Annotated in this window: 18 protein-coding genes; 8 read left to right on the forward strand and 10 right to left on the reverse strand. The window is 66.2% G+C overall.

All coding sequences use genetic code 11. From position 1 onward, the window contains the following. Positions 1–20 precede the first annotated feature (20 nt). The 6 genes from htpX to HZS63_RS04265 all read right to left on the reverse strand — a co-directional run bounded on the left by htpX (position 21) and on the right by HZS63_RS04265 (position 6,410). Positions 21–890: a protease HtpX gene (htpX, locus tag HZS63_RS04240; RefSeq protein ID WP_180682797.1), complete on the reverse strand. Its 870-nt coding sequence runs from the start codon at positions 888–890 to the stop codon at positions 21–23. A gap of 113 nt (positions 891–1,003) precedes the next feature. Next, the gene (locus tag HZS63_RS04245) at positions 1,004–1,735 is read right to left on the reverse strand and encodes a DUF3025 domain-containing protein (protein ID WP_246316136.1); all 732 of its coding nucleotides are present in this window, start codon (positions 1,733–1,735) and stop codon (positions 1,004–1,006) included. Between the two features lie 78 nt (positions 1,736–1,813). Next, on the reverse strand, positions 1,814–2,857 hold the full coding sequence (pyrC, locus tag HZS63_RS04250) for a dihydroorotase (protein ID WP_180682799.1): 1,044 nt from the start codon (positions 2,855–2,857) through the stop codon (positions 1,814–1,816). A gap of 68 nt (positions 2,858–2,925) precedes the next feature. Next, positions 2,926–3,348: a nucleoside diphosphate kinase regulator gene (gene rnk, locus HZS63_RS04255; RefSeq protein WP_180682800.1), complete on the reverse strand. Its 423-nt coding sequence runs from the start codon at positions 3,346–3,348 to the stop codon at positions 2,926–2,928. Between the two features lie 193 nt (positions 3,349–3,541). Beyond that, positions 3,542–4,516 carry a LysR substrate-binding domain-containing protein gene (locus HZS63_RS04260; protein WP_180682801.1) on the reverse strand — a complete coding sequence of 325 codons (975 nt, stop codon included), beginning with the start codon at positions 4,514–4,516 and terminating at the stop codon, positions 3,542–3,544. Further along, on the reverse strand, positions 4,497–6,410 hold the full coding sequence (locus HZS63_RS04265) for an ABCB family ABC transporter ATP-binding protein/permease (protein WP_180682802.1): 1,914 nt from the start codon (positions 6,408–6,410) through the stop codon (positions 4,497–4,499). Before HZS63_RS04265 ends, HZS63_RS04260 begins: the two co-directional genes overlap by 20 nt. A 16-nt stretch (positions 6,411–6,426) precedes the next feature. Between HZS63_RS04265 and HZS63_RS04270 the strand changes: the two genes are divergently transcribed. The 5 genes from HZS63_RS04270 to HZS63_RS04290 all read left to right on the forward strand — a co-directional run bounded on the left by HZS63_RS04270 (position 6,427) and on the right by HZS63_RS04290 (position 10,923). Further along, positions 6,427–6,903, forward strand: a complete 477-nt coding sequence (locus HZS63_RS04270) for an acyl-CoA thioesterase (protein ID WP_180682803.1) — start codon at positions 6,427–6,429, stop codon at positions 6,901–6,903. Between the two features lie 72 nt (positions 6,904–6,975). Beyond that, positions 6,976–8,553, forward strand: coding sequence for a threonine ammonia-lyase, biosynthetic (gene ilvA / locus HZS63_RS04275; protein WP_180682804.1), 1,578 nt, complete (start codon positions 6,976–6,978; stop codon positions 8,551–8,553). A gap of 15 nt (positions 8,554–8,568) precedes the next feature. Next, entirely contained in the window at positions 8,569–9,423 is an 855-nt protein-coding gene (locus HZS63_RS04280; RefSeq protein WP_180682805.1) for an adenosylcobinamide-GDP ribazoletransferase, read from the forward strand. Then, a complete protein-coding gene (locus HZS63_RS04285) occupies positions 9,420–10,016 on the forward strand; it encodes a histidine phosphatase family protein (protein WP_180682806.1) in 597 nt (198 codons plus the stop codon). Before HZS63_RS04280 ends, HZS63_RS04285 begins: the two co-directional genes overlap by 4 nt. Before the next feature lie 10 nt (positions 10,017–10,026). Continuing rightward, on the forward strand, positions 10,027–10,923 hold the full coding sequence (locus HZS63_RS04290) for a 5'-nucleotidase (RefSeq protein ID WP_180682807.1): 897 nt from the start codon (positions 10,027–10,029) through the stop codon (positions 10,921–10,923). Between the two features lie 33 nt (positions 10,924–10,956). Here the strand turns inward: HZS63_RS04290 and HZS63_RS04295 are convergent, their stop codons facing one another. Beyond that, a complete protein-coding gene (locus HZS63_RS04295; protein WP_180682808.1) occupies positions 10,957–11,748 on the reverse strand; it encodes an exodeoxyribonuclease III in 792 nt (263 codons plus the stop codon). An 11-nt stretch (positions 11,749–11,759) separates the two neighbouring features. On the opposite strand from HZS63_RS04295, the gene pyrE reads away from it, so the two are divergent. Both pyrE and HZS63_RS04305 read left to right on the forward strand, forming a co-directional pair. Further along, positions 11,760–12,461, forward strand: a complete 702-nt coding sequence (gene pyrE / locus HZS63_RS04300; protein ID WP_180682809.1) for an orotate phosphoribosyltransferase — start codon at positions 11,760–11,762, stop codon at positions 12,459–12,461. 19 nt (positions 12,462–12,480) lie between these two features. Next, the gene (locus HZS63_RS04305) at positions 12,481–13,125 is read left to right on the forward strand and encodes a DUF4124 domain-containing protein (RefSeq protein ID WP_246316137.1); all 645 of its coding nucleotides are present in this window, start codon (positions 12,481–12,483) and stop codon (positions 13,123–13,125) included. Positions 13,126–13,143: 18 nt separating this feature from the next. On the opposite strand, the gene gatB is transcribed toward HZS63_RS04305, so the two are convergent. From gatB to gatC, 3 genes are read right to left on the reverse strand one after another with little or no spacing between them, the layout of a single operon-like run. Next, positions 13,144–14,643 carry an Asp-tRNA(Asn)/Glu-tRNA(Gln) amidotransferase subunit GatB gene (gene gatB, locus HZS63_RS04310; RefSeq protein WP_180682810.1) on the reverse strand — a complete coding sequence of 500 codons (1,500 nt, stop codon included), beginning with the start codon at positions 14,641–14,643 and terminating at the stop codon, positions 13,144–13,146. Positions 14,644–14,658: 15 nt separating this feature from the next. Then, on the reverse strand, positions 14,659–16,158 hold the full coding sequence (gatA, locus tag HZS63_RS04315) for an Asp-tRNA(Asn)/Glu-tRNA(Gln) amidotransferase subunit GatA (RefSeq protein ID WP_180682811.1): 1,500 nt from the start codon (positions 16,156–16,158) through the stop codon (positions 14,659–14,661). Between the two features lie 16 nt (positions 16,159–16,174). Then, the gene (gene gatC / locus HZS63_RS04320; protein ID WP_180682812.1) at positions 16,175–16,474 is read right to left on the reverse strand and encodes an Asp-tRNA(Asn)/Glu-tRNA(Gln) amidotransferase subunit GatC; all 300 of its coding nucleotides are present in this window, start codon (positions 16,472–16,474) and stop codon (positions 16,175–16,177) included. A gap of 257 nt (positions 16,475–16,731) precedes the next feature. On the opposite strand from gatC, the gene HZS63_RS04325 reads away from it, so the two are divergent. Continuing rightward, on the forward strand, positions 16,732–17,778 hold the full coding sequence (locus HZS63_RS04325; RefSeq protein WP_180682813.1) for a rod shape-determining protein: 1,047 nt from the start codon (positions 16,732–16,734) through the stop codon (positions 17,776–17,778). The last annotated feature ends 11 nt before the right edge of the window (positions 17,779–17,789 follow it).

The following is a 17,789-nucleotide window of genomic DNA, read 5'->3' on the forward strand; positions in this document are numbered from 1 at the left end:
CACCGGCCCGGGTGACGCGATCAGAGTTGCTGCAGCGCGGCGATGCGCTCCTCGATCGGCGGATGGGTGGAGAACAGCTTGCCCAAGCTGCCCGTGATGCCCAGTGCCTGCATACCCTTGGGCAACTCACCCGGCTGCAACCCGCCCAGGCGAGCCAAGGCGTTGATCATGGGCTGCTTGCGGCCCATGAGCTGCGCGGCTCCGGCGTCGGCCCTGAATTCACGCTGACGGCTGAACCAGGCCACGATGATGGCAGCCAGGAAACCCAGAATGATGTCCAACACGATGGTGGTCACGAAGTAGCCGATGCCGGGACCGCCCTGGCTGTCCGAACCGCGGCGCAGAAAGCTGTCCACGATATAGCCGATGACGCGGCTGAGGAACACCACGAAGGTGTTCATCACACCCTGGATCAGCGTCATGGTCACCATGTCGCCGTTGGCGATGTGCGCCACCTCATGCCCAATGACGGCCTCGACCTCTTCCCGCGTCATGTTCTGCAACAGACCGGTGGAGACGGCCACCAGGGCCGAGTTTTTGAAGGCCCCCGTGGCGAAGGCGTTGGGGGCTCCCTCGTAGATGGCCACTTCGGGCATGCCGATGCCGGCCTTGTCAGCGAAGCGGCGCACGGTCTCGACGATCCAGGCTTCATCGGCCGTTCGCGGCTGGTTGATGACGCGCGCGCCGGTGCTGAACTTGGCCATCGGCTTGGAGATGAGCAGCGAGATGAAGGCGCCACCGAAGCCGATGACGAGCGAGAAGACCGCCAGCGCCGTCATGTCCAGGCCATTGGCCGTGAGGAAGCGGTCCACGCCCAGAATGCGGGTGGTGATCAACAACACGGCCATCACGGCGATGTTGGTCAAGACCAGCAAAAGTATGCGTTTCATAGGTGTTGATTCTCCAGAAGAATGGGCTCCACTCAGACCAGGGCCGGCGGCCCAGGTTCCCCAAAAGCGAGGGGACACTGTACCTGAAGGACATGGGGACCGTGTGACGGATCTCAAGCGCGGGCCCGTTGCGTGCGCGGTGGCCGGAACACCTCGGTGTCGGCGTAGAAGGCCGCTGCTTCGTTGGCGGCCCACCAGCCTGGAATGCCCAACACCGGCAGCGGTGTGTACGGTTTGCTCGCCAGCCACTCAGCGCTGAGTCGGGGGGCCAGCCAGTCGTCCCACGGGTGCGCGCCGCAGCCGCTGTCACCGGGCAGATCGCACGGCACGGGCAGGCAGAGCACATGGGCCGTGATCGACTTGTAAGGGGCCACCAGCTTTTCCGTGAGGGCATGGCCGAAGGTCACGGCCTGCGCCCGACTCCAGAGCGGGCGCAGGCCCAGAAACAGCCGCGACCACGCCCGTTCCCGCAAGGCTTGCCACAGGGGTTCGGGAGCCTGCAGCAGCAACGCGTTTTCGTCGAACAAGGTCAGCGCATCGCGCAGCGGTCCACGGGTGGCGTGCACGCCACCCGCATCCCGAATGGCTTGTGCCTGCAGGCGGTTGAGGGCCCGCTTGGTCTGCGGGAAGCGCATCCAGCACAAGGCGTTGAAAAAATCGTGCAGGTTGTCGCGTGTGGGCACGCACCCGGTGGCGTGGATGTACGTTTCGTAGGCCAGCCCTTCGGGCAAGGCGGCCTGGGGCACGAAACGCACCGGGGCCAGGCCGGAGGCATTGAGCACGCCCGGCAGGCCACCCGATAGGCCCCGCTCCACACGCACCCCCAGGACGCGCCAGGGAGTCATCCAAGGTGAGTGCCAAGGCATTGCGATCGGACGCCCCTGCGCTTCATAGACCACGGTTTCCTCGGCCCCACCGGTTTTTCAGGAAACCACGCGCCAGGGCAGCGCTTCACCGGCGCGCAGGGGTTTGAGCTCGGCTTCGCCGAAAGGAAAGCTCTCGGGCGGAGTCCAGCTCTCCCGGCGCAGGGTGAGGGTGCCGGTGTTGCGCGGCAGGCCATAGAAGTCGGCACCGAAGAAACTGGCGAAACCCTCCAGCTTGTCGAGCGCGCAAGCCGTGTCGAAGACCTCGGCGTACATCTCCATGGCGGCGTGGGCCGTGTAGCAGCCGGCGCAACCCGTGGCATGCTCCTTCAGGTGGGCCGGATGCGGCGCGCTGTCGGTGCCCAGAAAGAACTTAGGGCTGCCACTGGTGGCCGCGGCGACCAGCGCCTGGCGGTGAGCCTCGCGCTTGAGCACGGGTAGGCAGTAGTAGTGCGGGCGTATGCCACCGGCGAAGATGGCGTTGCGGTTGTACAGCAGGTGATGCGCCGTGATGGTGGCGGCCAGATGCCCGTCTGCCTCGGCCACGTACTGCGCGGCTTCCTTCGTGGTGATGTGCTCCATCACGATCTTCAGGCCCGGAAAGTCCTTGCGCAGCGGTTCCAGTTGTTGCTCGATGAAGACGGCCTCGCGGTCGAACAGGTCGATGTCGGGGCTGGTGACTTCGCCGTGAACGAGCAGCAACACGCCTTCGCGCTGCATGGCGTCCAGCGTCCGGTAGGTTTTGCGGATGTCGGTCACGCCGGCGTCGCTGTTGGTGGTGGCGCCGGCCGGGTACAACTTGCAGGCCACCACGCCCGCGGCCTTGGCTCGCGCGATTTCCTCGGGCGGCAGGTTGTCGGTCAGGTACAGCGTCATCAGCGGCTCGAAGGCCACGCCGGCCGGCACCGCCGCCTGGATGCGGGTTTTGTACGCCAGCGCCTGCTCGGCGGTGGTGACCGGCGGCCTGAGGTTGGGCATGATGATGGCGCGGCCGAACTGCGCCGCCGTGTGCGGCACCACGGTGTGCAAGGCAGCCCCGTCGCGCACGTGCAGGTGCCAGTCGTCGGGGCGGGTGATGGTGAGAGTCTCGGAGGGGGCGCTCATGGCGCTATTGTCTCATTGCGCCTGACGCCAAACCCCTCATCCAAGTCATGGGACGACCCGGATGTCCCTCACAGGGTGTAGTCGCCGCTGGCTTCAGGCTGAAACAGGATCTGGAGCACCTCGGCTTCACCGATCCGCCCATCGGGAGCGTTCCAGCGGGCGCGACTGCCCACCGTCAGACCCAGCAGGGCCACCCCCACGGGCGACAACACCGACACGAATCCCCGTTCGGGTTCGGCGTCATCCGGGTAGCACAGCGTCAGCACACGCTCACCCCCCTGGGTCAGGTCACGCAGTCGGACCCGGGAATACATGGTGACCACCTCGGCGGGGATGTCCCGCGAGGGCACCACGTCGGCCGTATCGATGAGCTCTGTGAGGGTGTGCGCAATGCCGTGGGGAATGGCGTCCGGGCGCTGGCGCATGAGTTTGTGCAACCGCACGTGGTCGAGTTCGGTCAAGGTTCGGTCGAAAGAAGGCAAAGAAGGCATAACACGCTCCGAATCGGGCCGAGGGCCCTGAGGCGCCTGGAAGCCCGGCGATCTGGAGGGGCGCGAAACGATGAGAGAGGTGACGCGACCGCCGGGCTCAGAGGTGTGCGGCCACAGACCGGCCGCACACCAGGGGCTGGTGCGCCATGCAGGCCGGGTGGAGCAGGTTACGCATGCTGAACATGATACCCGTTCAGGGAGTTTCCTGCTGAGTGCCCATGCCCTGTGCAGTGGATACGTTCACGTGCCGCTCGACATCGGCCCAGAACGCTTGTGCCACAGGCTTGCCTTTGCGGCCACCGGGGCGTTCGCTGGGCCGTTCGCGGTAGAGGCGAATTTCCATGGCTCCTCGCCAAGTATCGCCGGACGGAGCGGCATCCACCAGCCGTCCGTCTGCCAGGGCCTGCTGCACCGAGCTGGTCGGCAAAAACGCGATCCCATGACCCTCGATGGCCATGGCCTTGAGGCTTTCGGACATGTCGGTCTCGTACACGCGCTGGGTATGCACCGATTCGCCCGACTGGCGCAGCACCCAATCCACCACACGCCCCAGATAGGCACCGGGTGCATAGGCCAGAAAGGGCACGGGCTGCCCTGGCGTGCCGGGCAGGCGGTGCAGCGGCTGTCCGTTCCGATCCGGTTTGACGTAAGGGGCCAGCACCTCGTGGCCCAGTGACAACATCTCATAGCGCTCGGTATCGAGCTGAATGGGTTGCGAGGCGTGATGGTAGGCCAGCAGCAGGTCGCAACTGCCTTCGGTCAGGCGCATCACGGCGTCGTGCACGTTCAGGGCAATCAGCCGGCTCTTGACCGGGCCCAGCCGCTGCCGCAGCCCCGATAGCCACGCGGGAAAAAACGTGAAGGCCAAGGTGTGCGGCACCGCGAACTCGATCGTGTCCTTGGCCACCGCCGTGTGCTGGCGCAGCATGCTGCGGGTGGTCTGGAGGGTGTGCAGAATGTCGAGCGCCTGCTCGTACAGCGTCTGCCCCGCCGCGGTGAGCCGGGTGGGGTAGGAGGACCGGTCCACCAGATCGGTGCCGGCCCACGCTTCCAGCGACTGGATGCGGCGGGAGAAGGCCGGCTGCGTCACGTGGCGCAACTGGGCCGAACGGCTGAAACTGCGGGTTTCGGCCAGGCTGACGAAATCTTCAAGCCACTTGGTGTCCATCGGCCAGGTCTCCTCCACTTTGCTGCAAGGCCCACATCTGGGCATAGCGGCCCCCAGCGGCGAGCAGTTCGGCATGCCGGCCCCGCTCGACGATGGTGCCGTGCTCCAACACGAGGATTTCGTGCGCATCCACCACGGTGGACAGCCGGTGTGCGATCACCAGCGTGGTCTTGTCGCGGGCCACCTGCCGGAGTTCTGCTTGGATGGCCCGCTCGTTGGCGCTATCCAGCGCCGAAGTGGCTTCGTCGAAGATGAGGATGGGGGGGTTTTTGAGCAAGGTACGCGCAATCGCCACCCGCTGCTTTTCTCCACCCGACAGCTTGAGCCCTCGCTCACCCACCATGGTCTGATACCCCTTGGGCAACCGCTCGATGAAGTCGTGGATGTGCGCAGCCCGGGCCGCACGAACCGCCTCGTCGTGCCCGGCATCGGGTCGGCCGTACAGGATGTTGTACTCGATGGTGTCGTTGAACAGCACCGTGTCCTGCGGCACGATGCCAATGGCCTGGCGCACACTGGCCTGGGTGACGGTGCGGATGTCCTGCCCGGCGATGGTGATGCGCCCCTCCGATCCGTCGGCCGGGTCGCCGGGGCGGCCCACGTCGTAGAAGCGGTAGAGCAGGCGCGCCAGCGTGGACTTGCCCGAGCCCGACGGCCCCACCACGGCCACCGTCTTGCCCGGGGGAATGGTAAAGCTCACGCCATGCAGGATTTCCCGTTCGCGCTCATAGGCAAAGCGCACGTTCTCGAAACGCACCTCGGGCGGGCCGTCGATCCGCAGAGGCTGAGCGCCGGGGGCATCGGCGATCTCGCGCTCCTGGTCCAGCAGGGCGAACATCTTGTCCAGATCGGTCAGGCCCTGCTTGATTTCGCGGTACAGCACGCCCAGGAAGTTGAGCGGGATGTAGAGCTGGATCATGAAGGCGTTGATCATGACCAGATCACCCAGCGTCATCTCACCCTGGGTCACACCCACGGTGGCGCGCCACAGCATGGCCACGAGCGCGGTGGCGATGATGAGCTGTTGCCCGGCGTTGAGCATGGACAGCGTGACCTGGCTTTTCAGCCGGGCGCGGCGCAGGCGCTCCAGCGCCTCGTCGTAACGCCGGCCTTCGAAAGCCTCGTTGTTGAAATACTTGACCGTTTCGTAGTTCAACAGGGAGTCGATGGCCTTGGTCTGGCTGGCCGACTCCATCTCGTTCATGTGGCGACGGAACTGGGTGCGCCAGGCCGTCACCTTCACGGTGAAGAACACATAGACGGTGAGTGCGAGCAAGGTGGTCCACACGTACCAGAGCTCGAACTTGAAGCCCAGCAGCGCCAGCACCAAGGCCACCTCCAGCAGCGTGGGCAGGATGCTGTAGAGCGAATACGAGATCAGCGACTGCACGCCGCGCGTGCCGCGCTCGATGTCGCGCGTCATGCCGCCGGTCTGGCGTTCCAGATGGAAACGCAAGCTCAGTTCGTGCAGGTGACCGAACACCTGCAAGGCGATGGCTCGAGTAGCGCCTTCGGTGGCTTTGGCAAAGATGAGCTCGCGCAACTCGGTAAACAGCGTGGTGGAGAAGCGCAGCAAGCCATAGGCCAGCAGCAGACCCACCGGCACCACCAGAAAAGCCTCACTACCCGGCGGCAGGCCCAGCATGGACTGGCCGGGCGCGGGGGTGAGGCTGTCCACCAGTTCCTTGAGCAGCAGCGGCACCCCCACGTTGGCGAGCTTGGCCACCACCATGAAGGCCAGCGCGGCCGCCACCCGCCAGCGGTACTGCCACAGGTAGGGCAGCAAGCGACGCAACACCCCCCAGTCGGAGCGGGCAGCCGCCTGCGTGCCGGGGCGAGCGGCAACGGGCGCGGTCGCGTGCGGGGCGACACCGGCGGAAGACAAGTCGCGCATGGATGACAATCAGGACATGAACGCTCCGATTTTGCCCCCAACTGCGCCGGCCGGCACGGACCCGGCCGATCTCCCCTGCCGGGCTGCCGACACGCCGCCCACCGACAAGACCCTGGTGCTCAAGGTCATCCCCATGCCGGCCGACTGCAACGCCAACGGCGACATCTTTGGCGGCTGGGTCATGGCCCAAGTGGACTTGGCCGGCTCGGTGCTGCCTGCCCGGGTGGCACAAGGGCGCCTGGCCACGGTGGCGGTCAACCAGTTCATCTTCAAGCAGCCGGTCAGGGTGGGCGACATTCTGAGCTTTTACAGCAGCATCACGCGCATCGGCAACACGTCGATCACGGTGCAGGTGGAGGTGTTTGCCGAACGCTTCCGCGCACAGGGCCAGTTCGTGAAAGTGACCGAAGCTTCCCTCACCTACGTTGCCATCGACGACCAGGGCCGCCCGCGCCCGATCCAGAAACCGAACCACCCGTCTCCGGCTGGCTGATCGCTACCTGCCGGATGGGAGGTGTCCGGCACAGGCGTATCATTCTGCGCGACCGCACGTTGCACACCTCCCATGCCCTCATCCCGATCCACCCCGTCCCCGGCGCTGTCGCCCGCCGACTATCTCAAACTCATCTTGACCGCCCGCGTCTATGACGTGGCGGTCGAATCGGCTCTGGAACCCGCCAAAAACCTGAGCCGGCGCCTGCACAACAAGGTGTTGCTCAAGCGCGAAGACCAGCAACCCGTGTTCAGCTTCAAGCTGCGTGGCGCTTACAACAAGCTGGCGCACCTGACGCCTGAGCAATTGCAGCGCGGCGTCATCTGCGCCTCGGCAGGCAACCACGCACAGGGAGTGGCACTGGGTGCGCACAAGCTGGGTACGCGCGCGGTCATCGTCATGCCCATCACCACGCCCCAGGTCAAGATCGACGCGGTCAAGGCGCTCGGGGGCGACGTGGTGCTGCATGGCGACAGCTATTCCGACGCCTACCAGCACGCCGTGCGGCTGGAAAAGGAGCAAGGGCTGACCTTCGTGCACCCCTTCGACGACCCCTACGTGATTGCGGGCCAAGGCACCATCGCCATGGAGATGCTGCGCCAGTTGCAGAGCCTGGGCAGCCAGCGGCTCGACGCGGTGTTCGTGGCCATCGGCGGCGGGGGGCTCGTCAGCGGCGTGGCCAACTACATCAAAGCGCTGCGCCCCGAAGTCAAAGTGATCGGCGTGCAAATGAACGACTCCGATGCGATGATGCGGTCGGTGGCCGCCGGCGAGCGAGTCACGCTGCCCGACGTCGGCCTGTTCAGCGACGGCACCGCCGTCAAGCTCGTGGGCGAGGAGACCTTTCGCATCAGCCGCGAGCTGGTGGACGGCTTCATGACGGTGGACACCGATGCCGTCTGCGCCGCCATCAAAGACATCTTCGTGGACACCCGCAGCATCGTCGAGCCCGCCGGAGCGCTGGCGGTGGCCGCCATCAAGAAGTACGTGGCCGAGCACAAAACCAGAGGCGAAACCTACGCCGCCATCCTGTGCGGCGCCAACATGAACTTCGACCGCCTGCGCTTCGTGGCCGAACGCGCCGAGGTCGGGGAGGAGCGCGAGGCCCTGTTCGCCGTCACGCTGCCCGAAGAGCGCGGCAGCTTCAAGCGCTTCCTGGAGGCCATTGGTGCACTGCCTGGCGGTCCGCGCAACGTGACGGAGTTCAGCTACCGCATCAGCGACGAACGCGAAGCCCATGTCTTCGTGGGCCTGACCACCCACAGCAAGGGGGAAAGCAGCAAGATCGCCACCAGCTTCGAAAAGCACGGTTTCGCCACCCTGGACCTGACGCACGACGACCTGGCCCAGGAGCACATCCGCCACATGGTGGGGGGGCGCTCCCCGCTGGCCCAGGACGAACGGCTGCTGCGCTTCGTGTTCCCGGAGCGACCGGGCGCCTTGCTCAAATTCCTCAGCCTCATGCGGCCAGGCTGGAACATCAGCCTGTTCCACTACCGCAACCAGGGCGCGGACTATGGCCGCATCCTGGTCGGCTTGCAGGTGCCCGCGCAAGATGACAAGGCCTTCCAGAAATTCCTCGATACCTTGGGTTACCCGTATGTGGAAGAAACCCATAACCCGCTGTACCGGCTGTTCCTGAAACGCTGAACGCAGGTGCAGGCCATGCAACCCGTCCGACACTTTTTGCTGGCGCTGCAATTCTTCACCCGCATCCCCGTGACGGGCGCGCTGGCGCGGTGGGTCGGCTACAGCCCCGCGATGCTGCGCGCCAGCGCGGCGCACTTTCCCGGCGTGGGTTGGATCGTGGGCGGCGTGGCGGCGGCCGTCTATGGTCTGCTGTGCTGGCACCTCCCCCCGGTGGCTGGCATCACCTGGGTCGCGGCCGTGTTCAGCACCATCGTCACGGTGCTGCTGACCGGCGGCTTCCATGAAGATGGCCTGGCCGACGTGGCCGACGGTCTGGGCGGCAGCCAGCAGCGCGAGCGCGTGCTGGAAATCATGAAGGATTCACGCATCGGCGCCTTCGGGGCGATGGCGCTGGTGCTGGCCCTGCTGGCCAAGGTGGCGCTGCTGGCGGTGCTGGGGCAAATGTCGCTGGCCGGCGCCTTGCTGGCCATAGGGCTGGCGCACGTGGCATCGCGCACCTGGCCGTTGCTGACCATCCGATGGCTGCCGCATGTGGGTGATGCGGCGGGCAGCAAATCCAAGCCCCTGGCCGACCAGATCAGTCCGCGCGCGCTGATGGCGGGGGCACTCTGGTGTGGCCTGGCGGTGCTCGTGGCGCTGGCCTGGGCACACACCCTGCCGCTTCCGTGGCTGGGCGGCCTGCAAAGCGGTGAACGCACCGCCACGGTGCTGCTGTGGGGCCTGCTCGGTTCCGCCCTCGGCTGGGTGGTCGTCCACTGGCGCCTGAAGCAGCGCTTGCAAGGTTTTACCGGCGACGGCTTGGGCGCGGTTCAACAGGTCAGCGAAATCGGGTTTTATCTGGCGGTTGCACTGGCCATGGGCGCCCGATGAGCAGCACCCCACCACTCGAACTCTGGCTGGTCCGGCATGCCCGGGTCACGGTGCCTGCGGGCATCTGCTATGGGCGCTTGGACGTGCCCGCCGACACCACACTGACACAACGTGCCGCGCAAGCCCTGAGCCGGGCCTGGTCAGCCGAGCAGACACCGCCCCCTCCGGCGTTGGCCTGGCATTCTCCATCCAGCCGCACCGCCAGTTTGGCTCAGGCTGCCGCCCGACTGGGCCTGCCCGCAGCCCACCCAGACACCCGGCTGTCCGAGATGGATTTCGGCCAGTGGGAAGGCCGGCGGTGGGACGACATCCCCCGCGCCGAACTGGACGCCTGGAACGCGAACTTCCACCTGCACCGCCCGGGCGGCGGCGAAAACGTGGCCGAACTGCTGGAGCGGGTGCGCAGCGCTCTGCTCGCCTGTCAGCAGCAGGCACGAGCCGCAGGCGCGCGGCGGGTGGTGTGGTTCACCCACGCGGGCGTGATCCGGGCGGTGGAGGTCAGCCTGTCGGGACGGGCCCTGCCCTTGCAGGCCCGCGACTGGCCGACCACGGCCTGCGAATTCGGGACTTGGCAGGTGCGGTTGGTGGAATAATGCCGGCACCATGCCCATCACTCTCGACGGCCAACTGGTCGTGGCCATTTCGTCCCGTGCCCTGTTCGACTTCGAAGCCGAAAACGAGGTATTCGAGCAGGCCGACGACCGCGCCTACATGCAGTTGCAGCTCGAACGGCTCGATGAACCGGCCGGCCGCGGCGTGGCGTTCTCACTGGTACACAAACTCCTGAGCTTCAACACACCCGAGCAGCAGCGGGTCGAGGTGGTGATCCTGTCGCGCAACGATCCGGTGTCGGGCATGCGCGTGTTCCGCTCGGCCAGCCACTACGGCCTCACCATCCAGCGCGGCGTGTTCACCCGGGGCCAGTCGCCCTGGCGCTATCTGCGGCCGCTGCGGGCCAACCTGTTCCTCTCGGCCCACTTGAGCGACGTGCGTTCGGCCCTGGACGCGGGCGTGCCAGCGGCGCAGGTGTATCCGCAATCGGTCCGGGCCAGCGACGCCCACCCGCACGAGGTGCGCATCGCCTTCGACGGGGATGCGGTGCTGTTCTCCGACGAAGCCGAGCGCGTGTTTCAGTCGCAGGGGCTCAGCGCTTTCCAGGCCCACGAACTCAGCAACGCCAGCCGGCCCCTGCAGGGTGGACCGTTCAAACCCCTGCTGGAAGCGCTGCACCGTTTGCAAAATGCCGGCACGGCCCATATGCGCATCCGCACCGCACTGGTCACGGCCCGCAGCGCCCCAGCCCACGAACGCGCCATCCGCACGCTCATGAATTGGAACATCGAAGTCGATGAAGCCATGTTCCTGGGCGGTCTGCCCAAGGGAGAGTTCCTGCGCGAATTCGAACCCGACTTCTTTTTCGACGACCAGACCGGCCACATCGAGCATGCAGCGCGCCATGTGCCGGCTGGGCATGTGGCGAGCGGGATTGCGAACGCCTGACCCCATCCAGCGCCGAGGTGTCGAGCGGCCGGGTCACAGCGTGAAGTCGTAGTCGATGGTCAGCGGCGCATGGTCGCTGAAGCGCTGGTCCTTGTAGACGCTGGCCCGGCGCGCGGTGGCCGCCAGGGCTGGTGTGGCCAGGTGGTAATCGATGCGCCAGCCCACGTTCTTGGCCCAGGCCTGGCCCCGGTTGCTCCACCAGGTGTAGGCCGCCTCGGTTTCGTCCGGGTGCAAGCGGCGGTACACGTCTTGCAGACCGCCTTCGGTCAGCAGCTTGGTCATCCAGGCACGCTCCTCGGGCAGAAAGCCGCTGTTCTTCAGGTTGCCTTTCCAGTTCTTCAGGTCTTTTTCGTGGTGGGCGATGTTCACGTCGCCCACCATCAACACCTCCCGCTGGGCGCACAGGGCGGTCAGCCACGGGTAGATGCGATCGAGGAAACGGTATTTGGCTTCCTGCCGCTCGTCGCCGGACGAGCCACTGGGAAAGTAGCAACTGATGAGGCTGAGCTTGCGCGCCGGTGTGTCGAAACGCAGCTCCACGTAGCGGCCCTCGTCGTCGAACTCGGGCTCCCCGATGCCCACGACGACATCGCTGGGTTCGTGCCGGCTGTACAGGCCCACGCCCGAATAGCCCTTTTTCACGGCATAGTGGAAATAACCCTGGAGGCCGGCCAGCGCGTCGAAGCGGCCTTCCACGTCCGGCGCCTGGGCCTTGAGCTCCTGCACCCCCATACAATCGGGCGCAGTGGCCGCGACCCATTCTTCGAGCCCCTTGGCGGTGGCGGAACGGATGCCGTTGAGGTTGAGGCTGGTCAGTCGAAACAAGGATGTTCCCCATGAAGGTTGAAGCAGTCGCGCCCGTCGATGAACTGGCGCAAGCGTTTGTGCAATTTTCCGTCCAATCGGGCGTGCTGCGTTTTGGCGAGTTCAAGACCAAGGCCGGCCGCCTGAGCCCTTACTTCTTCAACGCCGGCCTGTTCGACGATGGCGCCAAGCTCGGACGCCTCGCCGCGTTCTATGCCGAACGCATCCTGGCCAGCGGCATCGCGTTCGACATGATCTTCGGCCCGGCGTACAAGGGCATCCCGCTCGCGGCCACGGTGGCGGTGGAACTGGCGCGCCAAGGCCATAACGTGCCGTTTGCCTACAACCGCAAGGAAGCCAAGGACCACGGCGAAGGCGGTACCCTGGTCGGCGCCCCGCTGCAAGGCCGGGTGCTCATCATCGACGACGTGATGAGCGCGGGCACCGCCGCACGCGAGTCGATCGCGCTCATCCGGGCTGCGGGCGCCACTCCCCATGCGGTGGCCATTGCGCTGGACCGGCAGGAAATGGCCACCGAGCTGGGCAGCGACGGCCAGGTGCACGACGTACCCTACAGCGCCGTGCAGTACGTGCGCGAGCAGCTCGGTCTGCAGGTGTGCGCCATTGCCAAGCTGGCCGATCTGTTGCACTATTTGCAACGTCACGCCGGGGAGGACATGGGGCAGCACCAGGCCCGGGTGCAGGCCTACCGTGACCGCTACGGCGTCCATTGACTCCCAGTCACCGCCGAACATGACCCATGCACACCGCTGTCCCCGCTGGTTGATGCTGAGCTCCGCCGTGTTGAGCGGCTGGGCATTCGCCCAGGGAGCGAGCATCTACAGCTGTGTGGATGCCCAGGGTCGGCGCCTGACGTCGGACCGGCTCATCGTGGCATGCCTGGACCGCGAACAGAACGAACTCAACCCGAGCGGGACCGTGCGCCGGGTGATCCCGCCGTCGATGACGGCCGAGGAACGCGCACGGGCCGAGGCGCGGCAGCGCGCCGACAACGAGGCGCGCGCCCGGGCAGCCGAGGAGCGCCGCAAAGAACACGCCATGCTCATCCGCTACCCGAATGCGCAGACCCACCAGCGGGCACGGCTGGAGGCGGTGCGGCAGATCGAGGCGGTCATCGAGGCGGTGCAACTGCGTCAGCAGGAACTGGAAAAACAGCGCGCCGACATCCTGAACGAAATGGAGTTTTATCAGCGCGACCCGAGCAAGGCGCCGGAATGGCTGAAGCAGCGACAGGCGGACAACCTGCAGCAAATGGCTTCTCAACAAGCCTATTTGGCCGATCAGCAGCGCGAGCTGAACCGGATCCACCAGCGTTTCGACGAGGAACTCGCCGTGCTGCAGCGGCTGTGGCAGGAACGGGACCAGGCGGCTCGCTGATGCCGTCTGCGGGCGGCGTCAGCCCAGCTTCTTCTTGAGCAGTTCGTTGACCTGGACCGGGTTGGCCTTGCCTTTGCTGGCCTTCATCACCTGGCCCACCAGGGCGTTGAACGCCTTGTCCTTGCCCGCACGGTATTCGGCCACGTTTTTCTCGTTGGCGGCCAGCACCTCGTCGATGATGGCCTCCAGCGCGCCGCTGTCGTTCATCTGCTTGAGGCCCTTGGCTTCGATCAGGGCATCCACCTGGGCCTGCGGTTCACCGACTGGCGCTTCACCGCCCCACAGCGCATCCATCACCTGCTTGCCCGCGTTGTTGCTGATGGTGCCATCGGCAATGCGGTTGATGAGTGCGGCCAGTTGCAGCGCACTCACGGGCGCCTCGGCGATGTCGCGTTCCTCGGCGTTGAGGCGCCGCGACACCTCGCCCATGATCCAGTTGCTGGCCAGCTTGGGCTGCCCGCAGGCCTGGGCGATGGCTTCGAAATACGCGGCCATGGCGGGACTCTGCGTGAGCGTGGTGGCGTCGTACTCGGGCAGGCCGTACTGCTGCACGAAGCGCTCGGCCATGGCACGCGGCAGCTCGGGCATGGCGGCGCGCACACGTTCCACCCACTCACGCTCGATCACCAGCGGCGGCAGGTCCGGGTCGGGGAAGTAGCGATAGTCGGCCGCGTCCTCCTTGGTGCGCATGGCGCGCGTCTCGCCCGTCTCGGGGTCGAACAGCACGGTGGCCTGCTCGATGGCGTGGCCGTCCTCCAGTTGCTCGATCTGCCAGCGCACCTCGTAGTCGATGGCCTGCTGCATGAACTTGAAGGAGTTCAGGTTCTTGATCTCACGCCGCGTGCCCAGCGGCTGGCCCGGCTTGCGCACGCTGACGTTGGCGTCGCAGCGGAAGCTCCCCTCCTGCATGTTGCCGTCGCAGATGCCGATCCACGTCACGATCTTGTGCAGTTCCTTGGCGTAGGCCACGGCCTCGGCGCTGGAGCGGATGTCGGGCTCGGTCACGATCTCCAGCAGCGGCGTGCCGGCGCGGTTGAGGTCGATGCCGGTCATGCCGTGGTAGTCCTCGTGCAGGGACTTGCCCGCGTCTTCTTCCAGGTGCGCGCGCACCAGGCGCACGGTTTTTTTCTCCCGGGTCGCGTCAGCGCCCTTGCCGGTCTCCAGGTAGAAGCTGACCTCGCCGCCCTGCACCACCGGGGTCTCGTACTGGCTGATCTGGTAGCCCTTGGGCAGGTCGGGGTAGAAGTAGTTTTTGCGCGCGAAGACGCTGCGCTCGGCCACATGGGCGCCCACGGCCAGGCCAAACCGGATCGCGCGCTCCACCGCCCCGCGATTCATGACAGGCAGTGTGCCGGGCAGGGCCAGGTCCACCGCGCAGGCCTGGGTGTTGGGCTCGGCGCCAAAGGCCACCGGCGCTCGGCTGAAGATTTTGCTGTTCGTGGAAAGCTGGGCGTGGGTCTCGAAGCCGATGACGACTTCATACCCCTGCACCAGCAGGGAAGCTTGTGCTTGGCTCATGTTGGATCTGCCTTTTCAGAATCCGGCCGGCGCGCGGGTATGCCAGTCGGTGGCGCACTGAAAATGGTGGGCCACGCCCAGCAGACGCGCCTCCTGGAAATAGTTGCCGATGAGTTGCAGGCCCACCGGCATGCCGCCCTCGCCAAAACCCACCGGCACGCTCATGCCCGGCAGGCCCGACAGCGACGCGGGCAGCGTGAAGATGTCGGCCAGGTAGGCGGCCACCGGGTCGTCGGACTTCTCGCCGATCCTCCATGCCACCGTGGGCGCCACCGGCCCGGCAATCACGTCGCACTGCTGGAACGCGGCCTGGAAGTCCTGCGCGATCAGGCGGCGGATCTGCTGCGCTTTGAGGTAGTAAGCGTCGTAGTAGCCGTGGCTGAGCACATAGGTACCGATGAGGATGCGGCGCTGCACTTCCGCACCGAAGCCCTCGCTGCGCGACTTCTTGTACATGTCGAGCAGGTCGGCGTAGTCTTTGGCGCGGTGGCCGAACTTCACGCCGTCGTAGCGGCTGAGGTTGGAGCTGGCCTCGGCCGGGGCGATGATGTAGTAGGCGGGGATGGACAGCTCGGTGCGCGGCAGGGAGATGTCCACCAGCGTGGCGCCCAGCTTTTCGACTTCGGCCAGCGCGGCACGGATGGGCGCGGCCACGTCAGCGGCGCAGCCTGCGCCGAAGAACTCTTTCGGCAGGCCGACGCGCAAACCCTTGAGCGGCTGGCTCTCCGTGGCCGCGCTCAATCCGGCCAGTGGCTGGTCCAGGCCGGCGGTGTAGTCCTCGGCGGGGCGGTCCAGACTGGTGGAATCGCGATCCGGATCGGGCCCCGCCATGGCGCTGAGCAGCACGGCGCAGTCGCGTGCGCTGCGCGCCATGGGACCGGCCTGGTCCAGGCTGGAGGCATAGGCCACCATGCCATAGCGCGAACAGCGGCCGTAGGTCGGCTTGATGCCGGTGATGCCGGTGAAGCTGGCGGGCTGGCGGATGGAGCCGCCCGTGTCGGTGCCGGTGGCCGCCGGGGCCAGGCGCGCCGCCACGGCCACGGCCGAGCCCCCCGACGACCCCCCAGGCACGCGGCTCACGTCCCAGGGGTTGTGCGCCGGGCCGTAAGCCGAGTTGTCGTTGCCCGAGCCCATAGCGAACTCGTCGCAGTTGAGCTTGCCCAGCGTCACGGCGCCCGCCGCGGCCAGGCGCGACACCACCGTCGCGTCGAACGGGCTGCGGTAGCCTTGCAGCATCTTGCTGCCCGCGGTGGTGGGAAAGTCCTTGGTGACAAAGACGTCCTTGTGCGCCAGCGGTACGCCCAACAGCGGGGTGCGCTCGCCGGCGGCCAGGCGGGCATCGGCCGCTCGCGCTTGCGCCAGGCTGGCGTCCTCGTTGAAGGTCAGGTAGGCGCCGAGGTGGGCGTGCTGCTTCGCGCGGTCGAGCAGGTGACGGGTCACCTCCACGCTCGACACCTCGCGCGCGGCGAGCTTGGCGGACAGAGCCGTCAGATCCAGTTGGTGCAGTTCGGTCATGTCTTGTTCACTCGCCTCACTCGATGACCTTGGGCACCAGGAACAGCCCGTCTTCCACGACCGGGGCATTGGCCTGGTTGGCCTCGCGCTGGTTGGGTTCGCTCACCACGTCGTCGCGCAGGCGCAGCGCCACCTGGTCGAACACGGCGGTCGGGTGGGCCAGCGGTTCCACGCCGGTGGTGTCCACCGCCTTCATCTGTTCGACGATGTCGAAGAAGCCATTGAGCCGGTCCTGCATGGCCTGCGCCTGAGGCTCGGAGAGTTCCAGGCGCGCGAGATGGGCAATGCGCCCGATGTCTTGCAAGGTCAGGGACATGTGATGTTGCTCGAGCTCACGGTCAGATTGCAACCGTGTGTAAAAACCGAAGAGGAATGCGCCCTCGCCTCCCAGCAAGGCCAAGAGATACACGGGCGATAGGGTATTATCTTAGGTTTGATGAGCCGGTCTGAAACTCACCGCTTTTCAGGCCAATTTTTCGTCAAATCATCCCGATTTAACGCCAAATTCTCTCCCGGCGCTGCCCGCGTACATGCGCAAGCCGGACCCGGGCAGGCCGTACAGGACAACCCAACATGTTCGAATCTTTCCGTCGGCACTTCTCCACCGACCTGGCCATCGACCTGGGCACCGCGAACACGCTCATCTATGTGCGCGGCAAAGGCATTGTGCTCGACGAGCCCTCGGTGGTCTCCATTCGCCACGAAGGCGGGCCGCAAGGCAAGAAAACCATCCAGGCCGTGGGCCACGAGGCCAAGGCCATGCTGGGCAAGGTACCCGGCAACATCGAGGCCATCCGCCCGATGAAGGACGGCGTGATCGCCGACTTCACCGTCACCGAGCAGATGCTCAAGCAGTTCATCAAGATGGTGCATCCGCGCTCCATGCTCAAGCCGAGCCCGCGCATCATCATCTGCGTGCCGTGCGGCTCCACCCAGGTGGAACGGCGCGCGATCCGCGAGTCCGCCCTGGGTGCTGGTGCCTCCGAGGTCTACCTGATCGAAGAGCCGATGGCCGCAGCCATTGGTGCCGGACTGCCGGTGGCCGAGGCCGCCGGCTCCATGGTGGTGGACATCGGCGGCGGTACCACCGAGGTGGGCGTCATCAGTCTGGGCGGCATGGTTTACAAAGGCAGCGTGCGTGTGGGTGGCGACAAGTTCGACGAAGCCATCATCAACTACATCCGCCGCAACTACGGCATGCTGATCGGCGAGCCCACGGCCGAAGCCATCAAGAAGCACATCGGCAGCGCCTTCCCTGGCTCCGAAGTCAAGGAAATGGAGGTCAAGGGCCGCAACCTGAGCGAAGGTGTGCCGCGCAGCTTCACCATTTCCAGCAACGAGGTGCTGGAAGCCCTGACCGACCCCATCAACCAGATCGTCAGCGCGGTGAAAACGGCGCTGGAACAGACCCCGCCCGAACTGGGCGCCGACATTGCCGAGCGCGGCATGATGCTGACCGGTGGGGGGGCCCTGCTGCGCGATCTGGACCGGCTGCTCTGCGAGGAAACCGGCCTGCCGGTGCTGGTGGCCGAGGAGCCCCTGCTCTGCGTGGTCAAAGGCTGCGGCATGGCGCTGGACCAGATGGACCGCCTGGGCGGCAGCATCTTCACCAACGAATAATCACCCCCGCC

Origin of the sequence: Tepidicella baoligensis, from assembly GCF_013432195.1 — a bacterium.
Taxonomy (GTDB): Bacteria; Pseudomonadota; Gammaproteobacteria; order Burkholderiales; family Burkholderiaceae_C; genus Tepidicella; species Tepidicella baoligensis.